Source organism: Solilutibacter tolerans (assembly GCF_900155935.1).
GTDB lineage: Bacteria > Pseudomonadota > Gammaproteobacteria > Xanthomonadales > Xanthomonadaceae > Solilutibacter > Solilutibacter tolerans.
The window spans coordinates 163,100-178,603 of record NZ_FTLW01000004.1 but is presented as its reverse complement, the minus strand read 5'-3'; the positions used below and the strand labels follow the sequence as shown (position 1 = coordinate 178,603).

Below are 15,504 nucleotides of genomic sequence, written 5' to 3'. Positions count from 1 at the left end.
GGTCATCGCGAAAGCATAACGCCGTAACAACGACGCCGCCGATTGACGGCGGCGTCGAAGCATCCCTACACGATCAGAAGTCGTAGCGAGCTGTCAGGGTGTATTGGCGCGGCGGGCCGTAGAAGCCAGTCAGCACGCCATAAGCCGCGATGTTGTATCCCGTCGTGCGGTACTCCTCATCCGTGAGGTTGCTGCCCTGCAGGGACAGGGTCCAATCCTCGCTCGGCTTCCAGGTCACACCTGCGCCCAGCAAACCATACGAAGGCTGGTAGATCGCCTTGCTCAGATCGGTAGTCGGGTATACGCCGGTCTGGTAGCTATAGCCTGCGCGGGCGGAAATGCTGCCGCCATTGGCAAGCTGGGTGCGCCACTCCACGTTCAACGCACCAGAGAACTCAGGTGCATTGGTGAACTTCTGCACATCCGCGATGTTCACGCCACGGTCCATGTACTCGTCGTACTTCGCATCCAGCCAAGCCAGATTGCCGCTGATGACCCAGTGCTCGTTCGGCAACCACTGATACTCGACTTCGGCGCCGTTGACCGTGCCGCGCCCCGCATTGGTGAAGTCACCAAAGAAGCTTTGCGAGCCATTCGGCAGGGTGAAACTGGTGAACACCGACAATTGGATGTCCTTGTAGCGGTTGTGGAAAGCCGCCAGGTTCAAGAACAAAGTGTTGTCGAGCAGGCCCATCTTGGTGCCGATTTCGTAACTATCGACGGATTCATCCTGGAATGGCTCACCCGAGCGGGGTACCGCGGTCGTGTTGGCGCGGATGTTGTAGCCACCGGATTTGAAACCGCGCGATGCCAGGCCATACATCATGATGTCCGGCGTGACCTGATAGTTCAGCGACACCTTGGGCGAAACGTTCTTGAAGTTGACCGTCTTGTCGAAGTTGGCCGCCGTACCCCAGGCCGTGGTGTAGCTGAGATTGGTGTAGAAGCGATTCAAAGCGATCGCATGCTTGTCTTCATCGGTGTAGCGCGCACCCACGTCCAGTGCGAGTTTGTCAGTAAGGTCGAACGTCCAATCTGCGTACACGGCAATGGACTGCGTGTTGACGTAACCGCGCGTATCACCGAACAGCGGATTGGTGATGCCCGGCGCTACCAACGGATTGAAGAAATGGTTGCGAACAAGGCCACCAGCATCACCATTGAAAGCATAGATGCCCAACACGCCACGCGCACGACCACCGCCGTCGTAGTTGGCCTGGACTTCATGGCTGACTTGGCTGTCGTTGTAGTCGGCATACACATCGACCAAGGTCAACGGCGTGGTGTCGAAATCGATGGCAGTGCTTGTTTCGGATTCGCGCTTGGCAATCACGTATTTGAACGCCCAGTCATCACCGGGACGCCAGTTCACCGTTGCCGACATGCCCTTCATGGTGGTGTCATTGATGTTGCGCATGCCACTGCGCATGTCATAGCGACTATCCAACGGCGGATAAGCCGGCGCGAGCGGGTTGGCTGCCAGCATCTTCGCACCGCGCATACCGGATTTGTCATCCATCCAATCCAGCGCGAACTGCACGTCGAAGTCATCCTGCGAGAACGCCCCTACCTGCAGGCGAGCAGCGGTGATGTCCTTGTCGCTGACGTCTTCACCGCGACCGATTAGCTCGCCATAGCCATCGCGCTGCATGTTGGCCACGGCCAAGCGAGCGCGCAGGCCGCTATCTTCTCCGCCGATCGAGCCGCCCAATGCCGCCTTTACGTCACGCTGGGAATGGTTGCCCACGCTAACCGAGGCGAAGCCCTGCGTTTTAGCAGGCAGCGGCTTGGAAATATATTTGATGGCGCCACCGATGGTGTTTTTGCCGTACAACGTGCCCTGCGGCCCGCGCAGGACTTCGATGCGGTCGACATCGAACACATCCAGCAACGCACCTTGCGGACGTGCGATGTAGACGTCATCGAGATAAATGCCCACGCCCGGATCCACGCCCCAGAGCGGATCAGCCTGGCCAACGCCGCGAATGTATGCAGTCACCGTGCTGGTCGAGCCACGTGCAGCGTAGATGGTCAGGTTCGGGACTTGTGCATCCAAATCCCCCAGATCATTGACGTTGAGCTTGTCCAAGGTTTCAGGCGTGAACGCCGTGACAGCGACCGGCACTTCTTGCAGAGTTTCCTCGCGCTTGCGGGCCGTCACCAGTACGGTACCCAGATTGCGATTGGACTGTGCATCGGTAGCAGCAGCTGGCTGTTCCGCCTGCTCTTGTGCCCAGGCATTGGGCGCGATCCAGGCGGATCCCGCCAATGCCACAGCGATCGCCAGACTCAAACCATTGTTTTTCATGCGCCCTCCTCAGGAATGTTGCGATGCGGCCAAGCCTCCCCGGCGGCCACGTTGGAGCGAATCATCCAACCTGCCGGTCGAGCGCGGCATCGTACCTTCGGACAATGGGCCGGCCCACGGCATCTCTGGACACTGCATCGGCCGCCCGTCGTCTCGGGTGCGATGGAGTTGTCGATGTCATTTCTGATCGTGCTGGCTGCGCTGTGCTTCCTGATGTGGGTCGCCTATCGCGGCTACAGCGTCATCCTGTTCGCCCCCATCGCCGCCTTGGGCGCCGTGTTCCTGACCGACCCCGGTCTTGTCGCACCGATGTTCACGGGTCTCTTCATGGATAAGATGGTTGGCTTCTTGAAGCTCTATTTCCCTGTGTTTTTGCTGGGCGCGGTGTTCGGCAAGCTGATCGAGGTATCAGGCTTCTCCAAATCCATCGTCGCCGCCACCATCCGCGTGGTTGGTGCGCAGCGTGCAATGCTGGCCATCGTGTTGGTCTGCGCATTGCTGACGTATGGCGGCGTGTCATTGTTCGTCGTCGTGTTTGCCGTGTACCCGTTCGCGGCCGAACTCTTCCGCCAAGGCGACATCCCCAAACGTCTGATCCCGGGCACGATTGCCCTGGGCGCGTTCACCTTCACCATGGATGCGTTGCCGGGCACGCCGCAAATTCAGAACATCATCCCCACCACCTTCTTCAAGACCGATACCTGGGCAGCACCAGTTCTCGGCACTGTCGGCGGCCTCTTCATCCTTGCGTTCGGCTTGCTGTATCTGGAATGGCGCCGCCGCGTGGCACTACGCGCAGGCGAAGGCTATGGTGATCCTGCGACCCTGCTCAACGAGCCAAGCGCCTTCACCGGCGGACGATTGGCCAATCCGTTCATCGCCTTGCTGCCGTTGCTTTTAGTCGGCATCAGCAACAAGGTGTTCACGATGTTGATTCCCCGCTTCTACGGCACCGAGCATTCGTTCGTGCCGGCGGTGATAGGCAATCCTGCGCCGGTAGTGCAGGAAGTATCGAAAATAGCAGCGATTTGGGCAGTGCAAGGCGCACTCTTGGTCGGCATCTTGTGCGTGTTGGCATTCGCATGGAAGCCGGTGATCGCCAGTTTCGCCGAGGGCACCAAATCAGCGATTGGTGGCGCGCTGCTCGCCGCCATGAACACCGCATCGGAATATGGATTTGGTGCGGTGATCGCTGCGCTGCCCGGTTTCCTGGTGGTTGCAAATGCGCTGTCTGCGATCCCGAATCCATTGGTGAACGAAGCGATCACAGTAAGCGCACTTGCTGGCATTACCGGCTCCGCGTCAGGTGGCATGTCAATCGCCTTGGCTGCGATGGCCGAAACCTTCATCGCCAACGCGCAAGCAGCTGGCATCCCAATGGAAGTACTACATCGCGTGGCCTCGATGGCGTCAGGCGGCATGGACACCTTGCCGCACAACGGCGCGGTGATCACCTTGCTCGCCGTCACTGGCCTCACCCATCGGCAGGCCTACAAGGACATCTTCGCGATCACTTTGATCAAGACGACAGCCGTGTTTTTCATCATCGGCGTGTTCTATGCGACGGGATGGGTGTGATGTCGCATCACTGAGACTTCGCGACATCGGCCATAAATAACGGCGCTTCCTTGAGGGAGCGCCGTTTGTGCTTCTACATGCTGCAGATAAGAAAACGGCGCGACCGGAGCAGGGGTCACGCCGCAGATAACAATGGTAGCGGGGGTAGGATTTGAACCTACGACCTTCGGGTTATGAGCCCGACGAGCTGCCAGACTGCTCCACCCCGCAGCAGAGAGGCGGCATTATGGAGAGTTGGCGCATGTATTGCAAGTGCTGACTGCGACCAATCTCAACAATGCGCTGAATTCAGTGCTTTACTCCGGCCTGGATCAAGCAACGAACACCTGACGGCACCAAGCCAGCAACGGGTTCAAGCCCAGGCTTAGCACCAGCAAACCCAGCGCATTGACCGCGAACAAGATGCGCATGCCGCGATTGTTGCGCGCATGGATCTCGCTGCCCTCTTCGGCCTGCTCGAAATACATCGCCTTGATCAAACGCAGGTAGTAGAACGCGCCCACCACCGCGAACACGATACCGACGATGGCCAGCCACAGCATGTCGCCCTGCACGGCTGCACGGATCACATCGAGCTTGGCAAAGAAACCGATAAAGGGCGGCACGCCGGCCAGCGATGCCATCACGCACAACACCAGGAACGCGATCCACGGGTCACGCTTGGCGAGGCCGCGGTAATCGGTGATCTCTTCCGCCTCGAAGCCCTTGCGCGACATCAGCACGATCACGCCAAACGCAGCGACCGTGGTGATCGCATAGATGACCGCGTAGAAAAGCGCGGCGCTGTAACCGATGACGCCACCGCCGGCTAGGCCCATCAGCAGAAAGCCGATGTGCGAGACCGTCGAGTACGCCAGCATGCGCTTGAGGTTGGTCTGCACCAGCGCCATCAGGTTGCCGACGATGAGCGACAAGGCGGCAAGCCCACCCACCAGCACGCGCCATTGCTCGTTGATCGGGCCCAGACCGTTTTCAAGCAGGCGATAGGCCATGATGAACGCAGCCACCTTCGGTGCCGCACCGATGAACATGGTGATCGGCGTGGGTGCGCCCTGGTAGACGTCGGGCAGCCACATATGGAACGGCGCTGCGCCCAGCTTGAAGGCGAGACCGGCGACCACGAAGACCATGCCGGCCAGCAGCAGGTTGGCGTTGTCGCCGCCTGCCTCTGCCGCTGCACGAATCACCGGCAGGTCCAGCGCGCCAGTCGCGCCGTAGATCAGCGACATGCCGTACAACAACATGCCCGAGGCCAACGCGCCCAGCACGAAGTACTTCATGCCGGCTTCGGTCGCGAGCGGGTTGTCACGCTCCAGCGCCACCAATGCATAGGAACAGAGCGCCAACATCTCCAGGCCCACATAGACCATGACGAGGTTGTTGGACGACGCCAGCAGCATCATGCCCAGCGTGGCGAAGAGCACCAGCACGGGGACTTCCCCTTTGTAGCTGTTGCGTTCCTTGAGATAGTCGAAGCCATAGGCCAGCGCCGCCGCACTGGTGAAGCAGATCACGCCCTTGGCGAGATCGGACAGGCCATCGCGCACGAACATTTCGTGCATGACGATGCCGTGGCCGCCCATGCCCGTCGCCGCCATGAAGCCCACCACCAGCAAAACGGCAACGGCAAGCAGCTGCGTCCAGCCACGCTGGCGCGCATCGAAGAACAGATCAAACAACAACAGCGCGAAGGCGGATGTCGCGAGCACCAACTCCGGCAGCAGGGGCCAGAGTTCGGCGGTGGTCAGGGCGGGAAGCGTATTGGCCATCGGTTACGGTCCGGAAATCTTGCTGGTGGCGAGCTGGGTCGCCAGTTGCGCGATGGACGGTTCCATCAGGTCGGTCAGCGGCTTCGGCCACAGGCCGATCGCCAGCACGCCGACGGCAAAAGCCGCCAGCACGAAGGCTTCGCGCTTGTTGATGTCGGTGAGCTCGGCCACGTGTGCGTTGTTGACCTTGCCCCAGATCACGCGCTTGGTCAGCCACAAGGTGTAGGCCGCGCCGGTGATCAGCGTGGTCGCGGCGGCAAAGGCCAGCCACGGGTTCTGCTGGAAGCTGGCCAGGATCACCATGAATTCGCCAACAAAGCCGCTGGTGGCGGGCAAGCCGGAGTTGGCGAAGGCGAACAGCACGAAGAACGCGGCGAACATCGGCATGGTATTCACCACCCCGCCGTAGTCGCGGATCATGCGCGTGTGCATGCGGTCGTACAACACGCCGACGCAGGAGAACATCGCGCCGGAGATGAAGCCGTGCGAGATCATCTGCACCATCGCGCCCTGCAGGCCCAGGCGCGCCGCATCGGCATTGCCCGAATCGCGCATCAGCCCCATCGCGATGAAGATACCTAGCGTCACGAAGCCCATGTGCGAGATTGAGGAATACGCGATCAGCTTCTTCATGTCGTCTTGCACCAGTGCGACGAGGCCGATGTAGACGATGGCCACCAGCGACAACGCGATCACCACCCAGGCGTATTCGTAGCTGGCATCCGGCACGATCGGCAGATTGAAACGCAGGAAGCCGTAACCACCGATCTTCAGCATGATCGCCGCCAGCACCACCGAACCCGCGGTGGGCGCTTCGACGTGCGCATCCGGCAACCACGTGTGCACCGGGAACATCGGCACCTTGACCGCGAACGCGGCGAGGAACGCGAAGAACAACCAGGTCTGCTCCTTCATGGTCAGCGGCAAGGCGGCCATGTCGGCCAGCTGCCAGCTGCCGCCCTTCATGTACAGGTAGACCAGGCCCACCAGCATGAAGACCGAGCCCAGGAAGGTGTAGAGGAAGAACTTGACCGACGCATACACGCGGCGCGGACCACCCCAGACCCCGATGATGATGAACATCGGGATCAGCATGCCTTCGAAGAAGACATAGAAGAGGACCGCATCCAGCGCGGCGAACACGCCAACCATCAAGCCTTCCAGAATCAGGAAAGCGGCGAAGTATTGATTGACCCGATCATCGATCGATCCCCACGCACCGAGTACCACCAGCACACTCGTGATCGTGGTGAGCAGGATCAACGCGACGGAAATACCGTCTGCACCGAGGTGATAGAAGATGTCGTAGCTGGCGATCCACGGCTTGTTCTCGACGAACTGCATGCCCGGATTGGCCATGTCGAAGCCGGTGACCAGGCCCACGCTGAGGACCAGCGCCAAGAGCGAGATCGCAAGCGCGGCCCAACGAGCGGTGTTGGCCGGCAGGCGACCCATCGCAAGCAGGGCGACGCCGCCGAGGATCGGCAGCCACACCAGCAGGCTGAGCAAAGGCAACTGGCTCACAGGTCACTACCCCTCATGTTTCGCGTCACGTCCATCGAATCCACCTGCCTCACATCCACGTCCGGATCAGCCAGCCCAACAACACGATCAGGCCGATGATCATCGCGAAGGCATAGCTGTACAGCCGGCCGTTCTGCACCTTGCGCACCTTGCCAGCAATGGCGCCGATGGTGCCGGCGCTGCCGTCGACGATGCCCTTGTCGATCACGGTCGAATCGAACCAGCGGAACGCCTTGCCCAGCAATACGCCACCGCCTGCGAACCCGTTGATCCACAACTTGTCGAAGCCGTATTTCTCTTCAAGGATGCGAATCGGCAATTTGAAGAGTTGCGCGGCCTTGGCCGGCAGTTCGGGCTTGATGATGTACATCAACGTCGCGAGCGCGAAGCCCGCGAAAGCCAACCAGAACGCCGGGGTCAGGAAGCCGTGCAACGCGAAGGCCACCGGGCCGTGCCATATCTCAGCGCCGATCTTGGCGATGATGTCGCGTGCCGGCGCAAGATCGATCGCGCCTTGGAAGAACGGCGCCTGCTTGTGGTGACCGCTCCAATCCGTGCCGAACAGCATCGGGCCGGCAGTGAAGAAGCCAATGATGATTGACGGGATCGCCAACAGCACCAGCGGCACGGTCACTACCCACGGGGATTCGTGCGGCTCGTGAGCGCCGTGATGGCCATGGTAGTCATCGTCTTCCGCATGGGCATCATCCGCATGCGCTTCATCATGATGATGATCGTCATGGTGCGCATCGCGGAAACGCTCGGGACCGAAGAACGTCAAGTACAGCAGACGGAAGCTGTAGAAGCTGGTGACGAAGGCGCCTAGCAGCACTGCCCAGTAGCCATAGGTGGCGATGAAGCCGCCGGCCTCGTGCGCATGCTCACCGGCCGCGACGATGATCGCGTCCTTGGAGTAGTAGCCGCTGAAAAACGGTGTCGCGACCAAGGCCAGCGTGCCGATGACCGAGGTCCAGAAAGTGATCGGCATGTATTTGCGCAGGCCCCCCATCTTGCGCATGTCCTGCTCGTGGTGCATGCCAATGATCACCGAACCCGCGGCCAGGAACAGCAGCGCCTTGAAGAAGGCATGCGTCATCAAATGGAAGACCGCAGCGGAGTATGCGGACACGCCGAGCGCCACGGTCATGTAGCCCAGCTGCGAGAGCGTGGAATACGCGACGACGCGCTTGATGTCGTTCTGCACGATGCCGATGAGGCCCGTCCAGAAGGCCGTCGTCGCGCCGATGAACAACACGAAGTTAAGCGCGGTTTGCGAGAGCTCGAACAGCGGCGACATGCGCGCCACCATGAAGATGCCCGCGGTCACCATCGTAGCCGCGTGGATCAGTGCGGAGATCGGCGTCGGGCCTTCCATTGAATCAGGCAGCCAGACGTGCAGCGGCACCTGCGCCGACTTGCCCATCGCGCCGATGAAGAGGCAAATGCAGATAAAGGTCGCCGCCGTCCACCCATCGAAGCCCGGCACCGTCTGACCATCAAGGACCGGGATGTTGGCGAACACGGTCGCGTAGTCGAGCGTCTTGAACCAGAACAGGATCGCCGCGATGCCCAAGAGGAAGCCGAAATCGCCCACGCGGTTGACCAGGAACGCCTTGAGGTTCGCAAAGATCGCGGTCGGCTTCTTGTACCAAAAGCCGATCAACAGATAGGACACCAGACCCACCGCTTCCCAGCCGAAGAACAGCTGCAGGAAGTTGTTACTCATCACCAGCATGAGCATCGAGAAGGTGAACAGCGAGATGTAGCTGAAGAAACGCTGGTAACCCGGGTCATCGGCCATGTAGCCGATGGTGTAGAGGTGCACCAACAGCGAGACGAAGGTCACCACCACCATCATCATCGCGGTCAGCTTGTCGATCATGAAACCGACGTGTGCCTGATAGCTGCCAATCTCGAACCAGGTGTAGATGTTCTGGTTGTACGGCGAGGCGCCCTGCCCGACCAGTTGCCACAGCACGAAAAGCGACATCGCGCAGCTGATCGCCACGCCGGCGATGGTCACGGTGTGCGCGCCCGCGCGGCCGATCTGGCGGCCGAACAAGCCAGCCAGGATCGAGCCCAGCAACGGCGCCAGCACGATGATCAGCAGATGGGTGGTGGAAATGGTCATGTGTTCGGTGTGCCTGTTTGCTTGCCGGTTGCCGCGCCTGTTGCCTTAGCCCTTCAGCGAATCGATCTTCATCACTTCGATCGTGCGGCGGCTGCGGAACAGCGCCACCAGGATCGCCAGACCAATCGCGGCTTCTGCGGCCGCCACGGTCAGGATGAAGAACACGAAGATCTGTCCGGCCGGGTCGGCCATGTGACGCGAGAACGCCACGAAATTGATGTTCACTGCCAATAACATCAGCTCGATCGACATCAACAAGATGATGACGTTCTTGCGATTAAGGAAGATGCCGGCCACGCTGATGCAGAACAGCACCGCGCCCAGCGCGAGGTAATGGCCGAGGCCCACGGGTACGTCGAACATCAGCGGGCCTCCTCGTGGTCTTGGGCGACGGGCTGCGGCTTCACCGCGTCCATCTTCACCATGCGGATGCGGTCTTCCGCGCGCACCGCCGACTGCAGCGACGGGTTCTGGGTCTTGATGCCCGTGCGACGACGCAGGGTCAGCATCACTGCCGCGATCACGGCGACGGTCAGGATGACGGCGGCCAGCTCGAACGGCAGCAGGAACTTGGTATACAGCGTCTCGGCCAGCCATTTGGTGTTGGCGGTACCCGTCGTGCCGACCGGGTCCGGGCCGAAGCCCGCGATGCGGGACTTGACGCCAATCAGGGTCAGGATCTCGACCAGCATCACCACTGCCACCACCAAACCAACCGGCAGATAGCGCACGAAACCTTCGCGCATCGGCGTGGTGTCGATGTCGAGCATCATGACCACGAACAGGAACAACACCATCACCGCGCCGACGTAGACGAGGATCAAGGCGACGCCCAGGAACTCGGCGCCCGCAATAATCCAGGTGCAGGCGACCGAGAAGAAGGTCAGCACCAGCAACAGCGCGGCATGCACCGGGTTCTTCACGCTGATCACGCCCACGGCCGACATCACGGCCACAGCGGCGAAAGCGTAGAAGGCGAACAAGATGATGGAATCCATGTCGTCCTCAGCGGAAAGGTGCGTCAGCGGCGCGGCGTTCGGCGATCTCGGGTTCGAGACGATCACCAATAGCCAGCAGGGTTGGCTTGGTCAGGATGGCCTGACCGCGCTTGTCGAAGTGGTACTCGTGCACATGCGTCTCGACGATCGAATCGACCGGGCAGGATTCTTCGCAGAAACCGCAGAAGATGCACTTGAAGAGATCGATGTCGTAGCGCGTCGTGCGGCGGGTGCCGTCCTCGCGCTTCTCGGAATCGATGGTGATCGCGAGCGCTGGGCACACGGCTTCGCACAATTTGCAGGCGATGCAACGTTCTTCGCCGTTGGGATAACGACGCAGCGCGTGGATGCCGCGGAAACGCGGCGACTGCGGGGTCTTCTCCATCGGGTACATCAGCGTGTACTTGGGACGGAACAGATACTTCAGCGTCAGCCATAGGCCCTGGAACAGTTCCAGCAGCATGAGGCTCTTGAAGTAATGGACGATGCGATTGATCACGTCTTACACCCCTGCCTTGATCACGCCGTAGAACACCAGGAGCGCGGTGAACGCGATCCACGCGATGCAGATCGGGATGAACACCTTCCAGCCCAGGCGCATGATCTGGTCGTAGCGGTAACGCGGGAACGACGCGCGGAACCAGATGAAGCAGCTCATGAAGAACGCGACCTTCATGAACAACCACCACCAGCCATCGCCCAGCACCGTGGACAACACCGGGATGTCACCGATCCACGAGGCCGGGATTGGCGAGAGCCAGCCACCCGCGAAGAAGATCGCGGTGAGGAAGCTCACCAGGATCATGTTGGCGTACTCGGCCAGGAAGAACAGCGCGAACTGCGAGCCCGAGTATTCGACCATGTGACCGGCGACGATTTCCGACTCGCCTTCGACCACGTCGAACGGGGCGCGGTTGGTTTCAGCCACGCCCGAAATGAAATACACACCGAACAGCGGCAAGAGCGGCAACCAGAACCACTCAAACAGACCGGCATTACCCTTCTGCGCGAGTACGATCTCGGAGAGATTCAGGCTGCCTGAGGCGATCATCACGCCGACCAGCGCAAAGCCCATCGCGATTTCGTAACTGACCACCTGCGACGCGGAACGAATCGCCCCGAGGAAGGCGTACTTGGAGTTGGAAGCCCAACCGGCCAGGATGATGCCGTACACACCCAACGAGGTCATCGCGAGCAGATACAGCAGGCCGGCATTGGCATTCGACAGCACCACCTGATAATCGAATGGCACGACGGCCCAGGCCGCGAAGGACGGTGCGAGCACGATGAGCGGCGCGAGGATGTAAAGGAACTTGCTGGCCTGCGAGGGCTGCACCACTTCCTTGAACAACAGTTTGAAGACGTCGGCGAAGGCCTGGAACACGCCGAAGCCGACATACATCGGCCCATGACGGACGTGCATCCAGCCGATGAGCTTGCGCTCCCACACCACGTAGAACGCGACCGCGATGATCACCGGCACGGCGATGGCGAGGATCTTGAGCACGATCCAGAGCACCACGCCGATGTCGCCAAGCGACAACAGCCAATCACGCAAGGTGTCGATGAGATTCATCATGCTGACTTGACCTCCACGCGGCTCGCGGCCAGCGGCGCGGTGGCGCCATAGCCCGATTCCACCCAGACCACGCCCGGCGACACCTTGTCGCTCAAGGCGACTGGCAACGTAGCAGTACCGGCAGCTGTCGAGAACTTGCCCATCACGCCATCGGCCAAGCCCGCCGAAGCAGCGGTCTCCGGATTCAGCACGGCGCGAGCGCCGACATTCAGCGGATGCGCCTGCAACGCAGCCGCACGGCGCACCGTGGCATCGCTGCGATAGATCGCCTGAGAGACGGCCAGTTCGATGCCAGGGGCACCCGGTTGCGCGACATTGCCGCCACGCACCTCGACCGCACGCGGCTGGATCGATGCGCGCAGGCCGGCGAGATCGTTGAAACCAAAGCCATCAGCGAACAAAGCCGCGCCAAGCGCACGCAACACACGCCAACCTTCTCGCACATCGCCGCGCAACTTGCCCGCAGGGTATGCGCGCTGCTCGAAGCCGTCGATATTGGTGAGACTGGCTTCGAGTTCGGGCAGCAAGGCGACCGGCAGGATCACGTCGGCGACGCTGCGCGTCGAACGACACGCGTAATGACTGAAGGCAATCGTCTTGGCACCGGCCAGCGCGCGCATCGCGACGCCTTGGTCGGCGAAATCCAAACCCGGCTCGATGCCGTAGATCACATAGGCCTGGCGTGCCTCGCGCAGCATATCTTGGGTCGGACGCTGGCTGGGCAATACGCCCAACTGCGACAAACCGACCGCATTTGCGCCTTGCGGAATACGGCACAGGCGTGCACCAGACTTCGATGCAAAATCACGTGCGGCTTTGCGAATGCTGGAAGCATGTTGACCGTTCTCGGCCACGCCACCGACGATTACCACGGCACGCTCAACCTGGCCGATGTCGAGCGATCCCAGCGCCTCAGCGATCTGCGACGGCGGCACGATGATGCTGCCTGCCAAATCGAACGCGACATCGAATTCAACCGGATTGACCGAATACACCTTCGCGCCACGCTGCCATGCCTGACGCACGCGATGGTGCAACAGCGGCACTTCATGGCGCAGATGACTACCGACGATCACCACGACATCGGCATGCGCGATGTCTTCCACCGGCACGCCGGAAACCTCCGCGACCGCGGCATCGGACACATCATGCTGCGATAGGCGATGGTCGATGTTGCCGGTCTCGAGCGACGCAGCCAGACGCGTCAGCAACGCCCCTTCTTCGTTGGACGTGGCCGGGTGCACCAGCACGCCGAGCGAATCGCCGGCATGGTCGCGCAGGATCTGCGCGGCCAGGCCTAGTGCCTCGTCCCAGCTGGCTTCGCGGAAATCGGATGTCTCGTTGCCTTCGCCCACGCGAATCATCGGCACCAGCGCGCGGTCATCCGCATACATGCCCTGATTCGCAAAGCGATCACGATCGGACAACCAGCATTCGTTGACCGATTCATTGTCGCGCGGCACCGCGCGCATCACGTCGCCGCGGCGTGCATGCAGGAACAGATTGCTGCCCAGCGCGTCCTGGAATCCCAGCGAGTCCTTAGCGATCAATTCCCAAGGACGCGCCTTGAACTGGAACACCTTGTTGGTGAGCGCGCCGACCGGGCAGACATCGATGACGTTGCCCGAGAGTTCGGTCGTCAGTGGCTTGCCGTCGAACGTGCCGATCTGCAGGTTTTCACCGCGCTGCATGCCGCCCAGCTCGTACGTGCCGGCGATGTCCGCGGTAAAACGCACGCAGCGCGTGCACTGGATGCAGCGCGTCATCTCGGTCGCCACCAGCGGACCCATGTCCTCGTCGGCGACGACGCGCTTCTTCTCGGAATAACGACTGATGCCGCGGCCGTAGCCCATCGACACATCCTGCAGCTCGCACTCGCCGCCCTGATCGCAGATCGGGCAATCCAGCGGGTGGTTGATCAGCAGAAATTCCATCACGTTGCGCTGCGACTTCAACGCCTTTTCGCTGCGCGTGAATACCTTCATGCCATCGGCGACCGGCGTGGCGCAGGCCGGCAGTGGCTTCGGGCTCATGCGGCCGCCCATTTCGGCTTCCACTAGGCACATGCGGCAGTTGGCGGCGATCGGCAGCTTGTCGTGATAGCAAAAGCGCGGGATCGGGATGCCGGCCTTGTCGGCGGCATGAATGATCATGCTGTTCTTGGGTGTCGCCATTTCCACACCGTCGATGAAGACGGTGACGTGGTCAGGCGGCAGGTTCGGGTTCACCGGTGACGGGGGCGTACTCACGCGGCCTCCTTCGCAACGACGGTGCCGTTCTGCTGGTCATCCACCAGGAAACGCTTGTTCACGATCGCGTATTCGAATTCGTCCCAGAAATGATGCAGGAAGCCCTGCACTGGCCAGGCGGCGGCTTCGCCGAACGCGCAGATGGTGTGCCCTTCGATCTGGCCTGCGGACGCACGCAGCATCTGCAGGTCTTCCAAGGTCGCTTCCATGTTGACGATGCGACTCAGGAGGCGATACATCCAGCCCGTGCCTTCGCGGCACGGCGTGCACTGCCCGCAAGATTCCTTGAAATAGAAACGCGATATGCGATGGCAGGCACGCACCATGCAGGCGGTGTCATCCATCACGATCACCGCGCCCGAGCCCAAGCCCGAGCCGGCCTTGCCGATGCTGTCGTAATCCATCGTACAGGCCATCATCGTGTCGGCCGGCAACACCTTCATCGAGGAGCCACCCGGGATCACGGCCTTCAACTTGCGACCTTCGCGCATGCCACCGGCCAGCTGCAGCAGGTCGGCGAACGGTGTACCGAGGCGAATCTCGTAATTACCCGGCTTGGCGACATTGCCGGACACCGAGAATACCTTGGGGCCACCATTGTTCGGGATACCGAGATTGGCGAACCATTCCGCGCCGTTGCGGATGATCGCTGGCACCGAGGCATAGGTCTCGGTGTTGTTGATCGTGGTGGGCTTGCCGTACAGACCAAAATTGGCCGGGAACGGCGGCTTGAACCGCGGCTGGCCCTTCTTGCCTTCCAGCGACTCCATCATCGCGGTCTCTTCGCCGCAGATGTAGGCGCCGGCGCCGAGCGCAGCATAAATATCGATGTCGATGCCGCTACCGAGGATGTTCTTTCCCAGCCAGCCGTGCTCGTAGGCTTCCTTGAGCGCCGATTCAAAATGCTCGAAAGGCTCGTGATGGAATTCGCCGCGCAGGTAGTTGTAGGCAACGCTCGAGCCCGTCGCATAACAGGCGAGCGCCATGCCTTCAACGACCGCATGCGGGTTGTAACGCAGGATGTCACGGTCTTTCGCGGTGCCCGGCTCAGACTCATCCGAGTTGCAGAGAATGTACTTCTGCATGTCGCCCTTGGGCATGAAGCTCCACTTGAGGCCTGTCGGGAAACCTGCGCCGCCACGTCCACGCAAACCCGACGCTTTGACCATCTCGATCACGTCGCCCGGCGGGATCTTTTCTTCCAGCACTTTGCGTAGAGCGGCGTAACCACCGGTCTTGAGGTAGTTGTCGTACGACCACGGCTTGTCGAAATGCAGCGTCGTGTAGACGACGTTGTGTTCCGTCGGTGCCGGACCGACCGGTCCGTAGCCTTCGCTGTAATGAGCGTGATGAGCCATAGATTTACTT

The 15,504-nt window shown here is 61.0% G+C and carries 11 protein-coding genes and 1 tRNA gene; 1 reads left to right on the top strand and 11 read right to left on the bottom strand.

Going from position 1 to position 15,504, the window contains the following annotated elements; translation table 11 throughout:
- Window positions 1-73: 73 nt before the first annotated feature.
- Entirely contained in the window at window positions 74-2,308 is a 2,235-nt protein-coding gene (locus BW989_RS09245; RefSeq protein ID WP_076587590.1) for a TonB-dependent receptor, read from the bottom strand.
- Window positions 2,309-2,482: 174 nt separating this feature from the next.
- Between BW989_RS09245 and BW989_RS09240 the strand changes: the two genes are divergently transcribed.
- A complete protein-coding gene (locus BW989_RS09240) occupies window positions 2,483-3,886 on the top strand; it encodes a GntP family permease (protein ID WP_076587955.1) in 1,404 nt (467 codons plus the stop codon).
- A gap of 133 nt (window positions 3,887-4,019) precedes the next feature.
- Here BW989_RS09240 and BW989_RS09235 read toward each other — a convergent pair.
- From BW989_RS09235 to nuoF, 10 genes are all read right to left on the bottom strand, one after another.
- Window positions 4,020-4,096, bottom strand: a tRNA-Met gene (locus BW989_RS09235).
- Window positions 4,097-4,197: 101 nt separating this feature from the next.
- Window positions 4,198-5,655: an NADH-quinone oxidoreductase subunit NuoN gene (gene nuoN, locus BW989_RS09230; RefSeq protein WP_076587587.1), complete on the bottom strand. Its 1,458-nt coding sequence runs from the start codon at window positions 5,653-5,655 to the stop codon at window positions 4,198-4,200.
- A 3-nt stretch (window positions 5,656-5,658) separates the two neighbouring features.
- The gene (locus BW989_RS09225; protein ID WP_076587585.1) at window positions 5,659-7,179 is read right to left on the bottom strand and encodes an NADH-quinone oxidoreductase subunit M; all 1,521 of its coding nucleotides are present in this window, start codon (window positions 7,177-7,179) and stop codon (window positions 5,659-5,661) included.
- Window positions 7,180-7,228: 49 nt separating this feature from the next.
- Window positions 7,229-9,310: an NADH-quinone oxidoreductase subunit L gene (nuoL, locus tag BW989_RS09220; RefSeq protein ID WP_076587583.1), complete on the bottom strand. Its 2,082-nt coding sequence runs from the start codon at window positions 9,308-9,310 to the stop codon at window positions 7,229-7,231.
- A gap of 45 nt (window positions 9,311-9,355) precedes the next feature.
- Complete coding sequence (gene nuoK, locus BW989_RS09215) at window positions 9,356-9,673, bottom strand: NADH-quinone oxidoreductase subunit NuoK (protein WP_076587581.1); 318 nt, start codon at window positions 9,671-9,673, stop codon at window positions 9,356-9,358.
- Window positions 9,673-10,308: an NADH-quinone oxidoreductase subunit J gene (locus BW989_RS09210; protein ID WP_076587579.1), complete on the bottom strand. Its 636-nt coding sequence runs from the start codon at window positions 10,306-10,308 to the stop codon at window positions 9,673-9,675. Before BW989_RS09210 ends, nuoK begins: the two co-directional genes overlap by 1 nt.
- 7 nt (window positions 10,309-10,315) lie before the next feature.
- The gene (gene nuoI / locus BW989_RS09205) at window positions 10,316-10,804 is read right to left on the bottom strand and encodes an NADH-quinone oxidoreductase subunit NuoI (RefSeq protein ID WP_076587953.1); all 489 of its coding nucleotides are present in this window, start codon (window positions 10,802-10,804) and stop codon (window positions 10,316-10,318) included.
- A 6-nt stretch (window positions 10,805-10,810) separates the two neighbouring features.
- Window positions 10,811-11,887 (bottom strand): NADH-quinone oxidoreductase subunit NuoH, encoded by a 1,077-nt coding sequence (nuoH, locus tag BW989_RS09200; protein WP_076587577.1) that lies wholly within the window; start codon window positions 11,885-11,887, stop codon window positions 10,811-10,813.
- Entirely contained in the window at window positions 11,884-14,115 is a 2,232-nt protein-coding gene (nuoG, locus tag BW989_RS09195) for an NADH-quinone oxidoreductase subunit NuoG (RefSeq protein WP_076587575.1), read from the bottom strand. Before nuoG ends, nuoH begins: the two co-directional genes overlap by 4 nt.
- A gap of 17 nt (window positions 14,116-14,132) precedes the next feature.
- Complete coding sequence (gene nuoF / locus BW989_RS09190) at window positions 14,133-15,494, bottom strand: NADH-quinone oxidoreductase subunit NuoF (RefSeq protein ID WP_076587573.1); 1,362 nt, start codon at window positions 15,492-15,494, stop codon at window positions 14,133-14,135.
- Window positions 15,495-15,504: the final 10 nt, after the last annotated feature.

Excerpts from the sequence above, each read along its gene's own strand:
- BW989_RS09245 (WP_076587590.1), bottom strand. The coding sequence starts at position 2,308 with ATGAAAAACAATGGTTTGAGTCTGGCGATCGCTGTGGCATTGGCGGGA.
- BW989_RS09240 (WP_076587955.1), top strand. The coding sequence starts at position 2,483 with ATGTCATTTCTGATCGTGCTGGCTGCGCTGTGCTTCCTGATGTGGGTC.
- nuoN (WP_076587587.1), bottom strand. The coding sequence starts at position 5,655 with ATGGCCAATACGCTTCCCGCCCTGACCACCGCCGAACTCTGGCCCCTG.
- nuoL (WP_076587583.1), bottom strand. The coding sequence starts at position 9,310 with ATGACCATTTCCACCACCCATCTGCTGATCATCGTGCTGGCGCCGTTG.
- nuoK (WP_076587581.1), bottom strand. The coding sequence starts at position 9,673 with ATGTTCGACGTACCCGTGGGCCTCGGCCATTACCTCGCGCTGGGCGCG.
- BW989_RS09210 (WP_076587579.1), bottom strand. The coding sequence starts at position 10,308 with ATGGATTCCATCATCTTGTTCGCCTTCTACGCTTTCGCCGCTGTGGCC.
- nuoH (WP_076587577.1), bottom strand. The coding sequence starts at position 11,887 with ATGATGAATCTCATCGACACCTTGCGTGATTGGCTGTTGTCGCTTGGC.
- nuoF (WP_076587573.1), bottom strand. The coding sequence starts at position 15,494 with ATGGCTCATCACGCTCATTACAGCGAAGGCTACGGACCGGTCGGTCCG.